Raw genomic sequence first — 19,887 nt, 5'->3', positions numbered from 1 at the left:
AATGGCATTAAAAACGAGTGATGAAAAATTTAAAACCCGTGTCCAAAAGGAAGTGCAAAACACGTTCATGAGAGGTGCTGTCTCAAAAGCCCAAGAAACGATTCAAGGTAGAAAACAAACGGTTACAGATGAATTGGGGAACTGGGAGGAATGGCGCAATCATGGAGAGGAAATTCGTCGTCAAGTTCTTGAAAACCTTGATTATTACCTATATCAATTAAGTGAGCAGGTTTCAAACCGCGGTGGACATGTATTTTTTGCTCAAACGGCTGAAGAAGCAAGTACTTATATCAGTGAACTGGCGGAAAAGAAAAAAGCTAAAAACATTGTCAAAGCAAAGTCGATGGTAACAGAGGAAATCAGCTTAAATCAGAAACTTGAGGAAGTGGGGTGTCGTGTGATTGAAACGGACCTTGGAGAATACATCCTGCAAATGGATGACCATGATCCACCATCCCATATTGTAGTTCCTGCATTACATAAAAACAAAGAACAAATTCGCGATGTATTTGCGAATAAAATGAACTACAAGAATTCTGAAAAACCAGAGGAACTCGCTTTATTTGCGAGGGAATCATTGCGACAAGAGTTTTTACAGGCTGACATAGGGATTACAGGCTGTAACTTTGCGGTTGCAGAAACAGGTTCCATTACTCTCGTAACGAACGAAGGAAATGCCGATCTTGTTGCTGCACTTCCGAAGACACAGGTCGTCGTTATGGGGATGGAGCGTCTTGTTCCAACCTTTGAAGAAATGGAAGTACTTGTCGGCATGCTTACGAGAAGCGCGGTCGGTCAGAAACTAACCAGTTATATCACAACATTAACAGGTCCTCGTGAAGAAGGCGATGTCGATGGTCCAGAGGACTTCCACCTTGTCATTGTTGATAATGGCCGATCCAATATACTCGGTACGGAATTTCAATCCGTTTTACAATGTATTCGTTGTGCAGCATGTATTAATGTTTGTCCGGTATATCGTCATGTAGGGGGTCATTCATATGGTTCAATTTATCCAGGACCAATTGGTGTCGTGTTAACACCACTGCTCGGAGGCTATGATGATCACAAGGAGCTTCCGTATGCATCAACCCTTTGTGGGGCATGTACAGATGCTTGTCCAGTCAAAATACCACTTCATCAATTGATTCATAAGCATCGTGAAGTCATCGTGGAGCGGGAAGGTCGTGCACCCGTTTCTGAAAAACTATTAATGAAGGCATTTGGTTTTGGGGCTTCATCACCATCTCTTTACCAAATGGGGTCAAAACTCGCTCCAACCTTAACAAAACCAATTACTAATGGTGACAAAATTACCAAGGGTGTCGGTATGTTAAAAGAATGGACGGATGTTCGCGATTTCCCGGCTCCGAATAAAGAGAGATTTAGAGATTGGTTTAAAAACAGGGAAAAAGGAGGCGAGGAGTAATGAAAGGAACCATCCAAAACCGCGATACCTTCCTCGACCAGATTGCGAAACAACTTGGTCGTGAGAGAAGAACAACGTTAACACCACCTGTGTGGAAACATAACCCACAGGAAGAAGTGTTAAAGGATGCATCCGTGGATGAGTTAGTGGAGGTCTTAAAGCTTCAATGCACAAAAATCCATACGGAACTCATCATGACGTCAAAATCCAAGCTATCGGAAGAACTTGATAAGAAGATCAAAGAACTGGGGAGCGGTCCAATCGTTACTTGGAAAGACGAACGCTTTGAACGATTTGGTCTTCAGCCGTTATTGAAGGAAAAATTACCTTCTGAACAAGAAGATGTTTTTGAATGGAATCCTGACCTTGGAAAAGAAAACATCACAAAAGCAGAACAGGCAAACATCGGAATTACGATCAGCGAAATTACGTTAGCAGAATCCGGTACAGTTGTGCTATACAGTGGTCTTAATCGTGGAAGAACAATCAGCTTCTTACCAACTCATTCGATTGTAATCGTCCCAAAAAGCACGATTGTTCCAAGGATGACACAAGCAGCAAAGCTCATCCGTAAAAAAGTCAAAAACGGTGAGCAAGTTCCTTCCGCTATAAATTTTATAACAGGACCAAGTAATTCGGCAGATATTGAAATGAATCTTGTAGTTGGGGTGCATGGGCCGGTGAAGGCGACTTATGTATTGGTGGAAGATTTATAGTATCCAGGGAATGATTTCACTGAACACCATAAATTTAAGAGAGTTAAGTCCTCCATTCACGATGGAGGTTTTTTTTCTACCGAACTTCCAACATCTCCCCTTCAAAAAACTAACCCAAACCCTCAAAATCTTGTTACAATAAAGGTACAGAGGGACACTGAACCTGTCCCCGTGACCCCATCATGTCCTAAAAAAGGAGCATGTCTTATGTTCGAACTTTTAATTACAATGTTAGAGCGGTTAGGGATTATTGTTGCAATCGCTTTTATTTTAACGAGATTGAAGTTTTTCAGAGGGATGATGTACCAGGATGAGCTGAATCGTTGGCAGAAGCTTGTGGCAATTGTCTTCTTTGGTTTCTTTGGAATTATCGGTACGTATACGGGTCTTAGCCTTAATACAGAAAGCCTTCAGTTTAATCGCTGGGCATCAGGGTTAACTTCTAATGAAGCGTTAGCGAACTCACGTGTGATTGGTGTGGTACTCGCTGGTTTACTAGGTGGTTACAAGGTTGGGTTAGGTGCGGGGCTTATTGCTGGTATCCATCGTTTTACGCTTGGTGGGTTTACCGCTTTTTCCTGTGGCTTTGCATCCATCATCGCAGGTTTTATATCAGGTTACTTTTATAAGAAAAATAAGCACGTGAAATTAAGTACTGCATTTATTATCGCGGCCTCCGCAGAAGCACTTCAAATGCTTGTTATCCTGCTATTCTCACGTCCTTTTGAAAAAGCGTGGGCTTTAGTCGAAATCATTGGGATTCCGATGATTGTCGCAAATGGACTAGGCTGTGCCTTATTTCTCATGATCATAAAGAGTGTAATTAATGAGGGAGAGAGGGTTGGTGCAGTTCAAGCTCAAAAAACTCTTCGCATTGCAGACAAGACGCTTGTCCATTTGCGAAACGGGTTGAATCGAGAGACGGCACACGCAGTTTGTCATATCATTCAGGATGAAATTCAAGCAACAGCTGTGGCGATGACCAATACCCAAGAAATTTTGGCACATGTGGGACTTGGGCATGACCATCATCGTTCGCAAATGCCAATCCAAACACAAATTACTATGGATGTTATTCATAATGGAAAAATTGTAATCGCCAACAAAAAGATGATTCAATGCCGAGATGAGGCTTGTCCACTTGGTGCGGCTGTAATTGCTCCATTAAGACGGAGAGATGAAACGATTGGGACACTAAAATTCTATTTTCGTTCTGAAAAAGAAATTACACCTGTTGTGACAGAACTCATTTCAGGTTTGAGCTCCCTTTTAAGTAATCAGCTTGAAATTGCGGAAGCCGATAAAGCTTTTCAGCTTGCAAAAGAAGCCGAAATTAAAGTGCTCCAAGCTCAAATAAGCCCGCATTTTCTATTTAATACACTGAACACGATTCTCTCTTTGGTAAGAAGAGATCCAACAAAAGCTAGGAAACTACTCGTTTCCCTATCCCATTTCTTACGTCAAAACTTGTCCGTTACAACACAAAATGTAACAACCTTGGAACAGGAGCTTAGGCAAGTGAAAGCCTACTTAGAAATAGAGGGAACAAGATTTGTAGATAAACTAAAAGTATTTTATAAGGTTGAGGAAGCTGCGTTGTATCAGTATATTCCACCACTTACCCTCCAGCCGATTGTTGAAAATGCAATTAAACACGGGATGAAGAATCAAGATGGGGATTTCCAAATCATGATATCAATCCAAAAAATGAATGACTGTGTATATGTACAGGTTGAGGATAATGGAATGGGTATGAATGAAGAACGCGCTAAGGAAATTTGCATCACCCCAATCAAATCTGAAAAAGGCAGTGGAGTCGCTTTATATAATGTCAATCGTAGGCTTACCATGCTATTTGGTGAAAAGTCAGCGTTAGCCATTAAAAGTGAAGAAAATAAAGGAACGGAGATTGCTTTTTCAATTCCACTAACGGAGGCTGTATAAAATGGAAGCAAAAATCAAAACTCTTATTGTCGATGATGAATTATATAGTCGTGATGAGCTATCTCATTTATTAGATGCCTATCCAACCATTCAAGTAGTGGGAGAAGCTGATTCAGGAGAGTCTGCTATTTTAAAAGCGATTCAGCTCCAACCGGATGTTGTCTTTTTAGATGTGGAAATGCCTAAAGTGAATGGGATGGACGCTGCAAAAGCTCTCTTGGAATTAAAAAAACCGCCACTGATTGTGTTTGCTACGGCGTACCCTGAGTTTGCCGTGGAAGCATTTCGTTTTAATGCGATCGACTATTTGTTAAAGCCGTTTGATGAGGAACAGCTTAAGGAAACGGTTAAACGCATTGAAAAAATTCTTCATACACCTGAAGAAAAGGAAAAAGGAAAACAAACAGGGAAATTGGCGATTGATTCAAGTGGGGAGATTATCTACCTTGAACCGATGGATATTTTATATATTGCCAAGGATGAGAAAGTAACGAAGCTTGTGACAAAAATGGGGGAGTATGAGACAAAAAATCAGTTGAAGGAATTGGAAAATAGACTGGAATCATTCGGGTTTTTTCGGATTCATAAAAGCTTTCTCGTTAATTTAAAATATGTCACTAGACTTACCCCTTGGTTTAATGGAGCCTACCAATTGGAAATTGAAGGAAGAGAAGAACAGCTTTCAGTTAGCCGTAATTATGTCAAAGCATTGCGTGCCCAATTAGAAATTTAATTAGATGAAGGTAGAATTTTGCGTTTTAGTTCACAATTTTGACACGTTATCGTCAAATTTCTACCTTTTAATCTTAAAGTCTTCTAAACTTCAATTTATCTACTATAATAAATGTAAACGCATTCATTATTTTGATAAAGGGAATAAGGGGGAAATAACATGATTACATTTTTAGCGAGTATCGCTTTGTTAATCATTGGATACTTTACGTATGGTAAATACATTGAAAAAGTATTCGGTGTTAAGGAAGAACGTACTACTCCAGCTTATGTAAATGCTGACGGTGTAGACTATATTCCAATGAGTACCAAGAAAAACTCACTGATCCAGCTTTTGAATATTGCGGGTACTGGACCTGTTTTCGGGCCTATTATGGGAGCGCTTTACGGACCAGTTGCATTCATTTGGATTGTTGTTGGATGTATTTTTGCAGGTGCCGTTCACGATTATTTAACTGGAATGATTTCCATACGTAACAAAGGAGCTCACTTACCAGAGCTTGCAACGAAGTTTTTAGGTAAAGCAATGAAGCACGTGGTTAACGCATTTGCTGTTTTACTACTTTTATTAGTTGGTACAGTATTCGTTTCAACACCAGCTTCACTTTTAAATCTCTTATTAGATGGTAAAGTTGCTTTAGGAATTCTTATCGCAGTTATTTTCATTTACTATATCTTGGCTACTTTATTGCCAGTTGATAAAATTATCGGTCGTCTTTATCCTTATTTTGGAGCAATTCTTTTAATCAGTGCTGTTGGAATTGGTATTGGTTTAATCGTAAAAGGTGCACCAATCCCAGAACTTTCATTATCAAATTTCCATCCTGATAATGCACCAATTTTCCCATTATTATTCTTTACAATTACTTGTGGTGCTTTATCTGGATTCCATGCAACACAAACACCTATTATTTCACGTACGACACAAAAGGAAAGTCAAGGACGTAAAATTTTCTACGGTATGATGATTGCGGAAGGTATCATCGCAATGATCTGGGCAGCAGCAGCTATGAGCTTATTTGATGGTTACGGCGGCTTACAAGAACTTCTTGCAGCCGGTGGTCCAGGAGCTATTGTAAGTGAAGTTTCAACATTAATGCTTGGTGCAATTGGTGGAACACTTGCAGTATTAGGTGTTATCGTATTACCAATCACTTCTGGTGATACTGCATTCCGTAGTGCGCGTATGATTATTGCTGAATATCTAAATTTGGCTCAAAAGAAAATGTCAAGTCGTCTATGGATTGCCGTTCCATTATTCGCAATCTCTGTTGTTCTTACTCAAATCGATTTTAATATTCTTTGGAGATACTTTAGTTGGGCGAACCAAGCAACAGCTGTTATTGCATTATTCGTAGGTGCAATGTACTTATACATTGCGAAAAAGAATTACTGGATTTCACTTATTCCAGGAACATTCATGCTTTGTATGGTCATTACGTATATCCTGAATGCTCAAATTGGATTCAGATTACCGATGAATATTGCGTGGTACGGTGGTTTTGCAGGCACAATCATCCTTGTCGCATTATTCTTCCGACAAGCAGTGAAATATCGTGCAGCCAATCTACCACTTGAAGAAGACATTTCAGACTACAATCGGGTGGCCTAAATGGGGTGCTGTAGTCCTGAATATCGGAAGGTAGTCGAGGATCAAGAAAAGAAGGTCAATCAAAATACGAAGGACAAAGTTCCCGTTTGGGGTAAAATCGTGAGCGTAGCCATTATAGTAGGTGCTACAATCGCCTTTGTCCTCTTATAAGAAAAATTTGCACGCAGTCTTAATGATTGCGTGCTTTTTAATGTTTGAGAAATATTTCACAAATTAGTTGGTATCTTATCCTTGAAATCTTTAGTACTATAAGATAATAAAGTCCATATTTCTGCACAAAATAGCAGAAGGACAGCCAGGGAGGTTCAATACATATGGAAATGACTATAAGTGATGCAGCTTTAAAATGGTTTAAAGAAGATATAAGTGTCAAAAAAGGTGATTCCGTTCGTTTCTATCCAATGTTTTACGGAACTAGCCCCGTACAAGAAAAATATTCATTGGCTTTTTCTACGCATGACGAGCCCATCCAAATTCATACAAGTCAAAGCGTCGATGATATTATGTTCTATGTAGAAGAAGATGACATCTGGTTCTTTAATGGTCATAATCTGATCGTTGATTATAATCCAGATAAAGATGAATTGGAATACCAATATCCAAAACCATAGATAAGTCAGTTAGGACTCACTTTTGTGAGTCTTTTTATTTGGCTGTTTTCGTAAACTATGTTGTATTTTGATATCCATTGTACGAAGGGATTAGTAATTATTGTCCTTCCAGTGATTTCAGCGGATGGTACGAGATCCTCGAAAATGCAAGCGTTTTCTTCATGCAGTGAAGTTTCAAGGCAGCAAACTCAACGTCCTGCGGGAATAGCGAGCCAGGCGAGACCCCGTAGTGAGGCATTAATGTTCGAAGCCTAAGAGCGCCACGTCCTGTGGCAACGGCTTCGTGACCTACATCGTGTAGGCCTGAGGAGGCTTGCGGATCGCCCGCGGAAAGCGAGTACCAGGAGGGGAAATCACCCTATGTTTTAAAAGCAACAATCTTTTAGAAATGAGCCTTTTATTTTGTAATGTGATTCGAATCACGAACCTTTTCCTTAAACTATGTTAATTTCGAAAGTAAGCATAGATTGAAAGGAGAATTTCGTATGAGTGAACTTATAAATAATCGTGAACAACATAAAATGAGTGACCAAGAGCGTGAGGCTCTTATAAAGCAAAGTTTTAAAGATTTACATAATGGTAAATCTGTTGAAGAGATAAAATCTAAATTAAAGGATAAAGTGGGCTATATAACGATTGGCGAAGTATCGAGGCTCCAACATGTGTTAATGGAAGAAGAAAATATCCAGGCACATGAGGCTACAGAAATTTGTACAAAGCATCGGAAGATTTTTAAGGATTTTATAGAAGAAACCAGAACGAGTCGACCAGAAGAACAACCTGGACATCCCGTGTATACGTTTAAGCTTGAAAATAGAGAACTTGAAAAGTTAGTTAGTAAAATTAAAATTCATTTGCAAGTTTTTGAAGCAGATGACCACTATGAAAATAGAATGAAGTTACTCAGTGATTGTAATCTTTTGCTGGATATCAGGAAGCATTATGAACGAAAAGAACAGCTTCTATTTCCATACTTAGAAAAGTACGGGATATATGGACCAACGAATATGATGTGGAAAATTGATGATTTTATTGTAGATGCAATAAAAGATGCAAAAAGAATGCTAACCGAATATGATGGGGAGAAACAATCAGTTGTGGAGGTTATTAACTTTTTTGTCGATCAAGTTGACGAAATGATTTATCGCGAAGAAAATATTCTCTTTCCAATGTCGCTAAATAATTTAACAGAGGACGAATGGTTAAAAATTGCTCAAGAAAGTGATGAAATCGGTTTTTGTTTGATTTCTCCGGAAGATTGGAAGCCTGAGCGAAGTGTCATTGATGATGAGCAAGTGATGTCAAAAGGATTTCTTAAGATGGAAACAGGTATATTATCTTTAAAACAGCTTGAATTACTGTTAAACCATTTACCGGTTGATATTACCTTTATCGATAAGGATGACGTCGTACGTTATTTCTCTAAAGGAAAAGAACGTATTTTTGCAAGGACAAAAGCAGTTATTGGGAGAACGGTTCAAAACTGTCACCCTCCAAGAAGTGTTCACGTTGTGGAAGAATTACTTGAAGACTTCAAATCAGGAAGAAAAGATGCTGAGGATTTCTGGATCAAAGCAAAAGGCAAATACGTGTATATCCGATACTTCGCCGTACGAGATGAGGAAGGAGAGTATATCGGAACCATGGAATTCTCCCAAAATATAGCTCCTATTCAAGAAATTGAGGGAGAAAAACGAATTTTATCATAGAAGATGCAAATAATGCTGACACCTTGGTGTCTACACGTTTTTTTACAGGATATCTAGATGAAATTACTCTCCCCAGACTGTCTTGAAAACGCTTGTCAGACAAGGCGCGCAGCCGATCGAAGACGCGAATAGAAGTTGCCTTCATGAGCGGATGAGAGAGGCAAGCAACGAAGTATGCGAGCGTTTGTCAACAGTCTGGCTGACACCTTGGTGTCAGTTTTTTTATTAGGAAAATATCGATTATAGCTTAAAGTCGATAGAATAGGGATAAAATTGATAGAACTAAAATAAAACCGATTAGAACCTAACCAAGCTAAACAATATCATCCACAAAAAAAAAAGAACCATCATTTCCATCAGTGAATGATTGGTTCTTATGTTTAGTTTGATATAAGTGATCCTTTTTCGTTTTTGTCATTCTTGATTGCATATCAATTAATGCAAATGGGCTTCTTCCGTTTTCGGGATTTCGCTTTCCTTCGCGTACAAGTTTTTCACGCTTTTTCCGAGCGTTTGATTTTGCCAACTTCATCACCTCTTCAAAATATTTACATCTTCATTATACATCGATTATCTCCACTATTCCATCATGAATTTTTCATAATTATGGGCATATTCCCAAACAGAACCCAAACCGTTGAATAGGATATAAACGAGAATTAAATTGGGGAGGTGCCGGTTTTGGCTGATAACAAAGAAAAGGAAACCATAGAAGAACAGGAATCTCAACGAATGGATGCATGGGAATTCTTTTGGGGGAGAAGACCAAGATCTCAAGAGGAAGAAATTGAAGAAGAATAGGCTTTTCATTAGTATCAATCACCATAGGTAAAACGTCCTGTGGTGATTGGTACTTTTCTTTTCAACAGGTAAAAGGGGCACATGTCGAAGAAATTGAACTAGATCGTGAAAACGGAGAGCTTGTTTACGAAGTAGAGCTAGAAGGTACACATGATGAAGATGCAGAGGTTTAGTTCATGCAACTACTGGAAAAGTTGTAAAAGTCGATGATGACCGCAATGACGATGGAAATAAATCTCAAAAAACTTCATCAGTGGAAATTTCTAAAGATCAAGCCATTTCAATTGGAACAAAGAATATACCAGGCACAATCACAGAAATCGAGTTAGACGATGACGGTTATTATGAAATTGAAATGAAAATTTCCGCAGTAGACGGGACGATTTTGAAAAAAGAAGTGGATGGCCGAGATGACGATGACCAAAACTAATATTTCAAAAAATGAGGCCAGGACTACTCCTGACCTCATTTTTTTACATATTTTCCTCAAATACATCCGTTACATCATGTGGTCCGTATGACTGATTGGATGGAATGACAAGTGTAACTTCAGAATCTGGGTAATAGGAAGAAGCGAAGCTCACTCCTGGGTCATACCCCATAACATGATATTTATAAATCTCAGATTCTCTTTTACTAATCCAAATGCCGTAACCGTAATATTCATCATCCTCAGCATGTACGTGAGGGGTTATTAGTAGATCGGTCATTTCCTGGCTCAGTAATTTATAATGTAGGAGCGCATCCCAAAGCTTCAGCATATCCGATGCAGTGACAAATGCTCCTCCATCAGACCCACCTTTAACAGGAATCGAATATATATTTGTTCGCCATGAACCGTCCTCTTTATCAATATATCCGAGCGCTGTATTTTTTGGGAGACAATCCAGAGAAAAATACCCGGAATCCTTCATCCCACACTGTTCAAAAATATTTTTAACTATATAGTCAGTAAAGGACAACCCTGACTTCTGCTCAACTATTAATCCTAATAATATATAACCGGCATTGTTATAATGAAATCTTTCACCCGGTGTAAACATCATATCCCCATTCTGAAACAAAGGTAGGAAATCCTTCAGTCCTCGAATCTGGTACATCGGATTTTCTTTCCATAGTTCCTCAAAATCATCCATAACCTCTTCATCAAAATAATCCGGGACACCAGAAGTATGAGTTAACAATTGATGGAGGGAAATATTCTCCTCGAAGTTTGGAAAATCGATATTAAGGCAATCTTTTAATCTTGTATCAAATGTTAGCAAACCCTTTTCAACCAACTGACAAACCGCAATAGCGGTAAAAAGCTTACACCCAGATGCTATACCAAACTTTGTATGGATGGTGTTTGCTAATTCTTCAGCTCTATTTGAATAACCGTATGTCAATTCTATTAATTTGGCATCCTTTTGTTTTGCTAAAACAACTCCTGAGAAATTACTTTGTTGACAAAATTGATCTATTCTATCATTTAATTTCGTTTCAATGTGCATGGATATAACTCCTTGTTTTGAATTCCAATTGGCATTTGTGACAAACAATAATTATTTTCAGGGACTCAATAAAAGGGTACCATATTTTTCTAGTAGCAGGTAAGAAAATAGAAAAAGTTGAACAAATTTTTGGAGTTTTAAGATAAAATATATGTAAACTGAAAATTAACTATAGTTAACAAAGGGGGCTATTATGTACAAACTGCGCGGCCATCATTTATTTTGCCTTTTGGGCTACCGAGGAATGGGCTATTCTCAGGAATACGTGGAAAATATGACGATTGTCCATCAAACACTTAGAAAGAATCCGAAGACACTTGTTCAGATTGTAAAAGGGCCCGATCATTTATGCGAAAAGTATCCAAACAATGGTAAATACCATTGTGAAGACAATTCCATCTACGAAAGGGATGCACAAATTCTAGAAAAAATGGGCATCCGAATTGGACAAATTTTAAGATGGGAGGACATTGAATCACGAATCCAGAAACATGTTGTCCCACTTGATATTCAAACAGTCTGCGAAACCTGTTCGTGGCGGGCTTATGGCGTTTGCGAGGAAGGGGTACAAGAAATTCTCGATGGAAAAGGACTGCGAGAAGTCAATTAAAAAATGCCTAGAGATAGGCATTTTTTACATTGAATAGATAATTAAGAAATATCCTAGCATGACGCAAAGCCCGACTGGTACACCAAACTTTGCCCATTCCTTACTTGTAATGTCCAGTTTTCCTGCGGCAATGATATTCGGAATGTTACCTGGAATCAGCATTCCTCCACTAATCATTAAACCAAGCAAAATCGATTGAATCGTAAAATGGTCCATCGCTGGACTAATTTCTGCAGCTGCTAAAGTGGCGTTATCGAGAATCGCGGAAATCATATTTAACCAGTAAAGTAACAATGGATCAAGTCCAATGAAATAACGGTTGATCATTGGCTCAAAACCTGATCCTAATAAAGTTAATCCCATTACGAAAAAATAAATCTTTAGGGATCGTACGAAAATTTCCTCATAGGTCTCACTATTCGATTCCTTTTGAAATGATTCTTTCTTCCGTTTTGGAGGTTCAACTACAAAGGTTGCCAACAAGCCAAAAATAAAGAATGAAGCAAATATTTGTGGGCCAATTAAACCGATTAAAAAGAAAAAACCCTCGTTAAGCTTGCTGATGGCAATCGTTGATAAGGGTTCTCCGATTGGGGTCAGCGCTGCGCCTAAACCAATCGAAAAACACGCAATCACGACGAAACGAATGGCAGAACCACGCTCAAGTCTCAATGAAGTTACAATCAATACAAGTACAAGTGCCGCTATGATGGCCGTTATTACACTTGAAATCAGGCCTAAAAAGATGACAACTAACCCGATAAATAAACGAAATGGAATTTTGCGACTCATTCCAACAATTAATTTTTGCAAAGGTGCATGAAACCATTTAAATAATAGCCCGGCAATTAAAACAGCTAGTGTAATCTTAATGGGGTCAACGGATGCTCGTACAAAAAGCTGGCTATTAAATACACCACCGACAACCGCAGCAAGAAGCCCCATGAAAAAGAGAAAGACCTCTAAATTTTTTTCGATCAGCTTAACTGAAAATGGTAAAAACAAAACAAGGATTAAAATCACTAATAGACCGAAAAACATTCACATTCCCCCAACTTTCTTAAATTGTCCTCCAATGAGCAAGTAATAAAAACATATGCCTAAAATCGGACAAACTTGCTTATTTTTTCATTTACACAGGACAAACCCTGGATTATGCTTTGGAAGATTAGAATATTTAAATAAGTTTGTAACGAAAACGGATTCCAAGGTACTAATACAATGAACGAACAAAAATCAAGTAGATAGGGAGAGAAAAATGGAGCTAGAGGAGTTATATAAAGAAGTACAACCACGAATATATGCTTTTTTCTTTATCAAAACCTCTAGCAAAGAGATTGCGGAGGACTTAACTCAAGAGGTTTTCTATGAAGCACTTAAAAGCATGCATACCTTTTCACAGCAATCAACAATCCAGACGTGGTTATTCTCCATTGCAAAAAATCGATTGTTAAAGCATTATCGCTCCAATAAATATAAGACGCAGTTAAACGAGTTGCTTAAAAAAGAAAAAGGGGAATCGACTACACCGGAGGAGGAAGTACTAAAAAGGGAAGTGAAACAAAATCTAATCGAGTATATCAATCGACTAGATGATGTATCAAAAGAAGTTGTCACACTAAGAATCTACGGAGAGTTATCGTTTAAAGAGATTGGAAGCTTGCTTGGAAAAAGTGAAAACTTTGCTAGAGTCACATTTCACCGAGCGAAACTTAAGCTTCATAAGGAAATGGAGGGATATCATGGATAAACGTAAACAAGCAATCATTGAGGATTTGCTACCTCTATACAATGAGGGACTGTTGAGTGCAGAAACGACCACATGGCTAGAGGAACAAATACAGGATAACCAGGAACTACAAAAACTCATGCACCAAGCAATGACTCCGCTCGAAAAGGATAAAATTGAATCGCCTGTTCAGCACGATAAAATGATCACAAACATCAAAAGAAGGCTCGCGCTCTATCAACTCATTTTTGTTGGGCTATCCTTTTTCCTTGCCGTTCAAACATCCATGCTCAATGAAAGTTTTGGTTTTATTTTATGGTATGCAGTACTTGGATTACTCACTTACCTATTTTACAAAGATATGAAAATTGTTTTTTACATCTCTTTTATCCCCATCTTTATTTGGTCACTAGCTGGGAACATAGGTGACTTTATTCAAGGGGACATGGGTTCCACAGTTTCTTTTGGGCAGTTTTTATTGCAGTCTATTATGGGATCCATCCTGGTAACCTTGATTCATTATTTATTTGCTTTTATCGGCAGTATGATTGGATTTTTATATCTGAAAATAAGGAATGGTGAGGATAAATGAAAAAGCGAAAAGTAATGTATAGTATTCTCCTTGGATTGCTCGTTTTGTTCATCCTATTTATCTATAACGAATTTAATGGAAATCCCGTGAGTAAGCTATATTCAACAAATACTCTTAAACATTATTTAGAGGAGACTTACCCTGACCGCGAGTTCCGGATTGAGGAGGGATTCTATAATTTTAAGTTTAAGACCTATGATTTTAACGTAATAGAAATTGGCGGGACTGTTCCTAATGAGAACGGGCCAAAGACCTATGAATTTAACGTTAGAGGATTTTTAAAGCCGCATGTGATTATAGACTCCATCTACACAGAGAACTTAGATGAGCCGTTAATGGAAAAATTAAGTGCGGAAGCTCAAAGGGAAATAACGGAACTATTAAAGAAATCCGTCCCGACTGTGAAAGGAATGGGGGTTTCTTTAGAGGTTCAAAAAGGTGATTATGACTTGAATACAACATGGAGCAAGGATATGAAACTAGAGAAGCCTATCAGCATCCATATTGTGTTGGATTCAACCCAATCAACAAAGGAAGATGTTTTAACAGATTCCCAAGTCATTCAGAAGGTTCTTAATGACAATAACTATACCTATGCAGGTGTCACGATTAATGGGAACATCATTGATGACTCTAAAGCCGAATATGTAAAAGATGATACCGGATATGTAAAGTATTATGTTTCATTCGAAAAGGACACAGACATTGAATTGAAGGATATTGAAGTAATTGAATAGCGGGAAATTAAATCCACATCTCTCTTCTTTTAGAGGGATGTTTTAATTTTATTCATCAGAAGTCCTCTACTTCTGATGAATAAAATTTAAGCCTCCGGCGGATGCCACAGATTTTCAAAGGAAAGTTTTCGAGCTAGCTCGAAAAAATCTGGGCGCAAATACGCCAAGTCGTATTTGACTTGACATTATTATTGGTGCAAATTATAGTTAACTTTGTTAATAGTTAAATAGTTTAACTATTATTTTTATACTGTGAGGTGATTTCAAACGATGACTATAACAAACATTAAAGAATTAGTGGATTCTTATATAGATGTATCTTTTTCAGTAAATACCACCGCTGAGTCGCTTGTAAAGGAACAAATCGGAAGTAACCTTACAAATGAACAGCATTATACACTTCGCTACATAAATAAGGTAGGTTCGTGTACATCAACAGAACTTGCAGAAGTTTTTGAAGTGAAAAAGAGTGCGATTACTGCGATTATTAACCGACTATTTGAAAAAGGGTTGATTCAAAGAACGCGGGATGAGAATGATCGAAGAATTGTTTACTTAACATTGTCAAACAAAGGAAATGAACTATTTACCAAGACAGAGGAGCGGGTTCATAAGTTAGTCGAATCGATCATTGGTGAATTTTCAGAAGAGGAAATTGTTCGATTTCTAAAAACCTATGAAAAGCTTAATGGAATCCTACAACAAATAAAAAATAACAGGGTGGTGGATTAAGCATGAATTTTATCATTAAACGGAAGTGGTTTGTCCTTATCGCATGGATTGTTGTCGTGGCTGGATTATTTCTTGCAGCTCCAAATATGGCGGATCTTGTCCGTGAAAAGGGTCAAATCACCGTTCCAGACGAATACTCATCCTCCATTGCAGGAGAAATTTTAAGCGATGCCCAATCCCAAAAGGGTGGAGGAAATGAAACACAGGTTGCACTTGTGTTTCACGATGAAAAGAAGCTAACCGAAGACGAAATCAAAGAAGCTGAACGGGCCATCCGACTTCTTGAAGACAAAAAAGGAGAAATCGGGATTACCGAAATCCTAACTCATTTTAACGAAGATACACTAAAGGAACAGCTAGTTTCAGAGGATGGAAAATCAATCTTAGCATCTGTAACAGTAAGTTGGAATGATCGTGAACCAAAAGAAGTTAGCGAGGCTTTATATCAGGCAATTGAAGATGTTAAAGTTGATCACTATTACACGAGTGAATGGCTAATTACTGAGGACCTAATGACGAGTGCCCAAGAAGGTTTAAAAAAGACAGAGGGTATAACAGTTGTCTTTATTCTGGTCGTTCTTTTACTTGTTTTTAGATCATTAATTGCACCTATTATTCCACTTGTGACAGTAGGATTTGCTTATCTTGCTTCGCAATCCATTGTTGCAATGCTGGTTGATCAATTTGACTTTCCAATATCAACCTACACTCAGATTTTCTTAGTTGCAGTTTTATTTGGAATTGGAACGGACTACTGTATCTTACTATTAAGTCGTTTTAAAGAGGAGCTTTCACATCGGGAGAGCTTAACTGAAGCGATTATTGAAACGTATAAAAATGCAGGACGCACTGTTCTATTTAGTGGAATTGCGGTCATGATTGGTTTTGCGGCAATCGGGTTTTCACAATTTATTTTATACCAATCTGCTGTCGCTGTAGCAGTTGGGGTAGCACTTTTATTAGGTGCCTTATTTACTGTTGTTCCATTCTTTATGGCTGTTTTAGGGAGAAAACTATTCTGGCCATCTAAGAAAAATTTGGAACATGGGGACAGCAAGATTTGGGAAATAGCTGGTCGTTTTTCATTGGGGCGCCCACTCCTATCTTTATTAGTTGTAGCGGCAATCGTTGCTCCATTTTTATTTGTATATGATGGTGACATCTCCTATGATTCATTAGAAGAATTAAGTGGTGATGTAAATTCAATCAAAGCCTTTAACGCCATCGCAGGTAGCTTCGGACCAGGTGAATCTATGCCTACTCAAATCGTTTTAAAAAATGATGAGGCGATGGACTCCACTGAATATATCGAACTAGCAGAAAAAATCAGCCAAGAAGTGGAAAAGGTAGACTTAGTTGACACAGTTCGCTCAGTCACACGACCAACTGGCGAACCAATCGAGGATTTGTTCGTGGCAAACCAAGCTAAAACACTTGAGGAAGGTCTTGGTGAAGGAAAAGATGGACTCACTCAAATTAAGGATGGCTTAGAGGAAGCAGGTAGTGAACTCGCAAAATCAGAGCCGGAACTTAAAACGGCTACGGATGGAATTGGAGAATTAATCACAGGTACAAACCAAGTCAAATCAGGCCTTACCGAAATTCAAACCAATCTTTCAAAAATCGAGTCTGGTATCCGTAGTGGAACAGCTGGAATCGATACGATGATTGCCGAGGTTGGCAAGGCAAAGGCCGGTGCTGAAGAATTAGGAACCTATTATAATAATCTATCAGCTGGGTATAAGGATGCTCAAGGTGGGATTGCTACATTACTTGAACAGTACTCAGGAGTGGCTTTACAATTAGATCAACTATCAACTCAGTTAAATCAATTTAACGAACAAGGTTTTGAGGAGTTCCAAAAAAGGCATCAAGGGGTTGCTGAAGATCCATTTTATGGCGGGATGAAAAAAAGCATTCTTACATTACAACAAGGAATCCCAGCAATATCTGGTGGCATAAAGACATTAAATGGTCATCTTTCAGGGGCAAATGATGGATTAATAGAAGCTAACGCAGGTTTTGAGCAATTGCTGAAAGAACAAACAGCACTACCAACAGGTTTTGAACAACTAATTGCAGGTCTAGAACAACTTAAAGGGGGACTTCTTCAAGCTGCAAATGGGCAAGGTCAAATTGTTCAAGGAATGCCACAAATTACAAATGGTCTAACAGGCATTAATGACGGTCAGAAGCAACTTCTTGCTGGATTTGGAAGCCTTGGTGGTCAAATCACACAGTTAACAGATGGACTCACGCAAAGTGCAGAGGGGCTTGGGCAGGTTTCAGATGGTTTAGGATCTGCTCAGGAATATTTATCTGACCTTTCCAACTCAGAAGATTTAAATGCTTTTTACATGCCAGAAGAAGTGCTTGAAAGTGACGATTTCGCTCAGGTTCTTGATGTCTACATGTCTAAGGACCGTAAAATCATGACATTTGATGTCATTTTTGAAGCAAACCCTTATTCGAACGAAGCAATGGATCAAATCGACGAAATCAATGCAGCTGTTGAAAGAGCAACGAAAGGTACAAAGCTTGAAAATGCTGATGTAGCACTTGGCGGTATCACGAGCACGAACACGGATTTAAGCAAAATGTCTGAGCAGGACTATTCTCGAACAATTGTCTTGATGTTTATCGGGATTGCGCTCATTTTAATTTTCTTATTCCGTTCATTGATCATGCCAATCTATATCATCGGTTCATTGATTTTAACCTATTACACATCAATGGCGATCAATGAAGTGATTTTTGTTAATATTCTTGGGTACACCGGAATTAGCTGGGCAGTTCCATTCTTTGGATTTGTTATCCTCGTCGCACTCGGGGTTGATTACAGTATCTTTTTAATGGACCGCTTTAACGAATTTCGTGATATCTCAGTCGCAGAAGCAATGCTTCTTTCCATGAAGAAGATGGGAACTGTTATTATTTCAGCAGCCATTATTCTCGGAGGAACATTTGCCGCAATGATGCCTTCTGGAATGCTATCGTTGCTGCAAATTGCGTCGATCACACTCGTCGGACTATTGTTGTACGCATTTGTGATTCTGCCATTATTTATTCCAGTTATGGTCAAAAACTTCGGAATTGCCAACTGGTGGCCGTTCAAAAGACCAACAAATTAAAGAAAATGAGGCTCCGATTGCGGGGCCTCATTGTTTTTTGGCGAAAGTTTTAACTCTTCGTTTAAGTTTACTGTCACTATTTAAAAAATACTGTCACTATCTGAATAATACTGTCATTATTCCAGAAATACTGTCACTATGTAAAATTTACTGTCACAAAACGTTTTAAGTAATTAAATATGATTTACATTGTATAATAGTTGTACTAAAACATGACGGAGGACAAGCATGCATTTCATACAAATAGGCTCGTTAGCCATTATGACAAAATGGATCATACTTGGAATAGGAATAATTACGGGATTACTAGTTGCACGTTTCTGGCTGGCAAAAACACAAACGAAAGAAATAACCAAAGCCATTCTAAACTTACTCACTAATGGTATTTTTATTGGTTTTTTGTCGTGGAAAGGCAGTTTAATCCTTCTAGAACCAAAACTCGTCATAAAAAGTCCAATGTCCTTACTGTATTTTACAGGTGGTACGAAAGGATTTGTGATTGCATTCGTAATTACACTTCTTTATTTACTGTATCATTTGAAAAAGGGTACTGTTCACTCAATACTTCTTATTCGTTCCATTCTAATTACGAGCTTCACAACCTTGATGACCTATGATTTACTTGCATTATTTTGGTTACAGGAACAAGTAGTCCTTCATTTTATAAAATCAATGGGTGCATTCTTTCTCGTTTTGTTGACATTCTATTATAGAGGACCACAGAAAAAGGAAGTGTTTCATTTGTTTAAAAAGGCAGCACTCATCGTGGGTTTAACAGGGCTTATCGTGTGGACCATCAATAGCAATATTTCATTCGCAACACCAAAAGAAGAGGTAGAAACAGTAGAAAATAAAGTAGGGATCTCCGAAGGTCAACTTGCACCTGATTTTACACTGAAAACAATAAATGGAGAAGAATTGACGCTTTCGGCGTTTAGGGGAAAGAAAGTCATTTTAAACTTTTGGGCGAGCTGGTGCCCACCTTGTAAAGCAGAAATGCCACATATGCAGGAGTTTTATGTAGAAAATAAAGATTCCAATATTGTTCTTTTATCCGTTAATTTGACAACCGCTGAGAAGAAAAGTTCAGATGTAGCAAAGTTTGTAGACGAATACGAGCTCACCTTTCCTGTCATGCTCGATGAGAAAGGGGATATCGGACAAACCTATCAGGCTTACGCTATTCCAACGAGTTATTTAATTGATTCCAAAGGCGTCGTTCGGAAAAAAGTTGTAGGACCAATGGATAAAGAAATGATGAACGGGTTATTCAATAGTATAAAATAGTGAAAAAAGAAAAGTGAGCCAG

At 38.3% G+C, this 19,887-nt stretch carries 19 protein-coding genes; 16 read left to right on the top strand and 3 right to left on the bottom strand.

The window, feature by feature from the left end; translation table 11 throughout:
* The first annotated feature begins 1 nt into the window (after position 1).
* The 8 genes from RGU12_RS18685 to RGU12_RS18650 all read left to right on the top strand — a co-directional run bounded on the left by RGU12_RS18685 (position 2) and on the right by RGU12_RS18650 (position 8,753).
* The gene (locus RGU12_RS18685) at positions 2–1,429 is read left to right on the top strand and encodes a LutB/LldF family L-lactate oxidation iron-sulfur protein (protein ID WP_309537372.1); all 1,428 of its coding nucleotides are present in this window, start codon (positions 2–4) and stop codon (positions 1,427–1,429) included.
* Positions 1,429–2,145: a LutC/YkgG family protein gene (locus RGU12_RS18680; protein WP_309537371.1), complete on the top strand. Its 717-nt coding sequence runs from the start codon at positions 1,429–1,431 to the stop codon at positions 2,143–2,145. The genes RGU12_RS18685 and RGU12_RS18680 overlap by 1 nt, the downstream gene beginning before the upstream one ends.
* Positions 2,146–2,352: 207 nt before the next feature.
* On the top strand, positions 2,353–4,089 hold the full coding sequence (locus tag RGU12_RS18675; protein WP_309537370.1) for a LytS/YhcK type 5TM receptor domain-containing protein: 1,737 nt from the start codon (positions 2,353–2,355) through the stop codon (positions 4,087–4,089).
* Position 4,090: 1 nt separating this feature from the next.
* Positions 4,091–4,822 (top strand): LytR/AlgR family response regulator transcription factor, encoded by a 732-nt coding sequence (locus RGU12_RS18670; protein ID WP_309537369.1) that lies wholly within the window; start codon positions 4,091–4,093, stop codon positions 4,820–4,822.
* A gap of 159 nt (positions 4,823–4,981) precedes the next feature.
* Positions 4,982–6,433 (top strand): carbon starvation CstA family protein, encoded by a 1,452-nt coding sequence (locus RGU12_RS18665; RefSeq protein WP_309537368.1) that lies wholly within the window; start codon positions 4,982–4,984, stop codon positions 6,431–6,433.
* Positions 6,434–6,583: a hypothetical protein gene (locus tag RGU12_RS18660; protein WP_309537367.1), complete on the top strand. Its 150-nt coding sequence runs from the start codon at positions 6,434–6,436 to the stop codon at positions 6,581–6,583.
* A 164-nt stretch (positions 6,584–6,747) separates the two neighbouring features.
* The gene (locus RGU12_RS18655; RefSeq protein ID WP_309537366.1) at positions 6,748–7,044 is read left to right on the top strand and encodes a HesB/YadR/YfhF family protein; all 297 of its coding nucleotides are present in this window, start codon (positions 6,748–6,750) and stop codon (positions 7,042–7,044) included.
* A gap of 485 nt (positions 7,045–7,529) precedes the next feature.
* A complete protein-coding gene (locus tag RGU12_RS18650; protein WP_309537365.1) occupies positions 7,530–8,753 on the top strand; it encodes a DUF438 domain-containing protein in 1,224 nt (407 codons plus the stop codon).
* 313 nt (positions 8,754–9,066) lie between these two features.
* On the opposite strand, the gene brfA is transcribed toward RGU12_RS18650, so the two are convergent.
* Entirely contained in the window at positions 9,067–9,279 is a 213-nt protein-coding gene (brfA, locus tag RGU12_RS18645; protein WP_309537364.1) for a ribosome rescue factor BrfA, read from the bottom strand.
* Positions 9,280–9,807: 528 nt separating this feature from the next.
* Between brfA and RGU12_RS18640 the strand changes: the two genes are divergently transcribed.
* On the top strand, positions 9,808–9,984 hold the full coding sequence (locus RGU12_RS18640) for a PepSY domain-containing protein (protein ID WP_309537363.1): 177 nt from the start codon (positions 9,808–9,810) through the stop codon (positions 9,982–9,984).
* A gap of 43 nt (positions 9,985–10,027) precedes the next feature.
* On the opposite strand, the gene RGU12_RS18635 is transcribed toward RGU12_RS18640, so the two are convergent.
* Positions 10,028–11,047 (bottom strand): serine hydrolase domain-containing protein, encoded by a 1,020-nt coding sequence (locus tag RGU12_RS18635; RefSeq protein ID WP_309537362.1) that lies wholly within the window; start codon positions 11,045–11,047, stop codon positions 10,028–10,030.
* Between the two features lie 193 nt (positions 11,048–11,240).
* Here RGU12_RS18635 and RGU12_RS18630 point away from each other — a divergent pair, with 193 nt between their 5' ends.
* Positions 11,241–11,657 (top strand): DUF1284 domain-containing protein, encoded by a 417-nt coding sequence (locus RGU12_RS18630; RefSeq protein WP_309537361.1) that lies wholly within the window; start codon positions 11,241–11,243, stop codon positions 11,655–11,657.
* A 24-nt stretch (positions 11,658–11,681) separates the two neighbouring features.
* Here the strand turns inward: RGU12_RS18630 and RGU12_RS18625 are convergent, their stop codons facing one another.
* Positions 11,682–12,698: a DUF1646 family protein gene (locus tag RGU12_RS18625; RefSeq protein ID WP_309537360.1), complete on the bottom strand. Its 1,017-nt coding sequence runs from the start codon at positions 12,696–12,698 to the stop codon at positions 11,682–11,684.
* A 217-nt stretch (positions 12,699–12,915) separates the two neighbouring features.
* On the opposite strand from RGU12_RS18625, the gene RGU12_RS18620 reads away from it, so the two are divergent.
* The 6 genes from RGU12_RS18620 (at position 12,916) to RGU12_RS18595 (ending at position 19,865) form a co-directional block, all read left to right on the top strand.
* On the top strand, positions 12,916–13,407 hold the full coding sequence (locus RGU12_RS18620; RefSeq protein WP_309537359.1) for an RNA polymerase sigma factor: 492 nt from the start codon (positions 12,916–12,918) through the stop codon (positions 13,405–13,407).
* Positions 13,400–13,978, top strand: a complete 579-nt coding sequence (locus RGU12_RS18615; protein ID WP_309537358.1) for a hypothetical protein — start codon at positions 13,400–13,402, stop codon at positions 13,976–13,978. The genes RGU12_RS18620 and RGU12_RS18615 overlap by 8 nt, the downstream gene beginning before the upstream one ends.
* Positions 13,975–14,715, top strand: coding sequence for a YfjL-like protein (locus RGU12_RS18610; RefSeq protein ID WP_309537357.1), 741 nt, complete (start codon positions 13,975–13,977; stop codon positions 14,713–14,715). The genes RGU12_RS18615 and RGU12_RS18610 overlap by 4 nt, the downstream gene beginning before the upstream one ends.
* Before the next feature lie 270 nt (positions 14,716–14,985).
* Positions 14,986–15,447: a MarR family winged helix-turn-helix transcriptional regulator gene (locus RGU12_RS18605; protein ID WP_309537356.1), complete on the top strand. Its 462-nt coding sequence runs from the start codon at positions 14,986–14,988 to the stop codon at positions 15,445–15,447.
* Between the two features lie 2 nt (positions 15,448–15,449).
* A complete protein-coding gene (locus tag RGU12_RS18600) occupies positions 15,450–18,578 on the top strand; it encodes an efflux RND transporter permease subunit (protein WP_309537355.1) in 3,129 nt (1,042 codons plus the stop codon).
* 228 nt (positions 18,579–18,806) lie between these two features.
* Complete coding sequence (locus tag RGU12_RS18595) at positions 18,807–19,865, top strand: peroxiredoxin family protein (RefSeq protein ID WP_309537354.1); 1,059 nt, start codon at positions 18,807–18,809, stop codon at positions 19,863–19,865.
* The last annotated feature ends 22 nt before the right edge of the window (positions 19,866–19,887 follow it).

Source organism: Ferdinandcohnia sp. QZ13, assembly GCF_031324165.1.
Taxonomy (GTDB): domain Bacteria; phylum Bacillota; class Bacilli; order Bacillales; family Bacillaceae_L; genus Ferdinandcohnia.
Note: the sequence above shows the minus strand (reverse complement) of the source record. Positions and strands in the feature narration are given on the sequence as shown.

Bases quoted from the DNA above. Each gene is read 5' to 3' on its own strand.
- RGU12_RS18685 (WP_309537372.1), top strand. From the start codon at position 2: ATGGCATTAAAAACGAGTGATGAAAAATTTAAAACCCGTGTCCAAAAG.
- RGU12_RS18680 (WP_309537371.1), top strand. From the start codon at position 1,429: ATGAAAGGAACCATCCAAAACCGCGATACCTTCCTCGACCAGATTGCG.
- RGU12_RS18675 (WP_309537370.1), top strand. From the start codon at position 2,353: ATGTTCGAACTTTTAATTACAATGTTAGAGCGGTTAGGGATTATTGTT.
- RGU12_RS18670 (WP_309537369.1), top strand. From the start codon at position 4,091: ATGGAAGCAAAAATCAAAACTCTTATTGTCGATGATGAATTATATAGT.
- RGU12_RS18665 (WP_309537368.1), top strand. From the start codon at position 4,982: ATGATTACATTTTTAGCGAGTATCGCTTTGTTAATCATTGGATACTTT.
- RGU12_RS18660 (WP_309537367.1), top strand. From the start codon at position 6,434: ATGGGGTGCTGTAGTCCTGAATATCGGAAGGTAGTCGAGGATCAAGAA.
- RGU12_RS18655 (WP_309537366.1), top strand. From the start codon at position 6,748: ATGGAAATGACTATAAGTGATGCAGCTTTAAAATGGTTTAAAGAAGAT.
- RGU12_RS18650 (WP_309537365.1), top strand. From the start codon at position 7,530: ATGAGTGAACTTATAAATAATCGTGAACAACATAAAATGAGTGACCAA.
- RGU12_RS18635 (WP_309537362.1), bottom strand. From the start codon at position 11,047: ATGCACATTGAAACGAAATTAAATGATAGAATAGATCAATTTTGTCAA.
- RGU12_RS18630 (WP_309537361.1), top strand. From the start codon at position 11,241: ATGTACAAACTGCGCGGCCATCATTTATTTTGCCTTTTGGGCTACCGA.
- RGU12_RS18625 (WP_309537360.1), bottom strand. From the start codon at position 12,698: ATGTTTTTCGGTCTATTAGTGATTTTAATCCTTGTTTTGTTTTTACCA.
- RGU12_RS18620 (WP_309537359.1), top strand. From the start codon at position 12,916: ATGGAGCTAGAGGAGTTATATAAAGAAGTACAACCACGAATATATGCT.
- RGU12_RS18615 (WP_309537358.1), top strand. From the start codon at position 13,400: ATGGATAAACGTAAACAAGCAATCATTGAGGATTTGCTACCTCTATAC.
- RGU12_RS18610 (WP_309537357.1), top strand. From the start codon at position 13,975: ATGAAAAAGCGAAAAGTAATGTATAGTATTCTCCTTGGATTGCTCGTT.
- RGU12_RS18605 (WP_309537356.1), top strand. From the start codon at position 14,986: ATGACTATAACAAACATTAAAGAATTAGTGGATTCTTATATAGATGTA.
- RGU12_RS18600 (WP_309537355.1), top strand. From the start codon at position 15,450: ATGAATTTTATCATTAAACGGAAGTGGTTTGTCCTTATCGCATGGATT.
- RGU12_RS18595 (WP_309537354.1), top strand. From the start codon at position 18,807: ATGCATTTCATACAAATAGGCTCGTTAGCCATTATGACAAAATGGATC.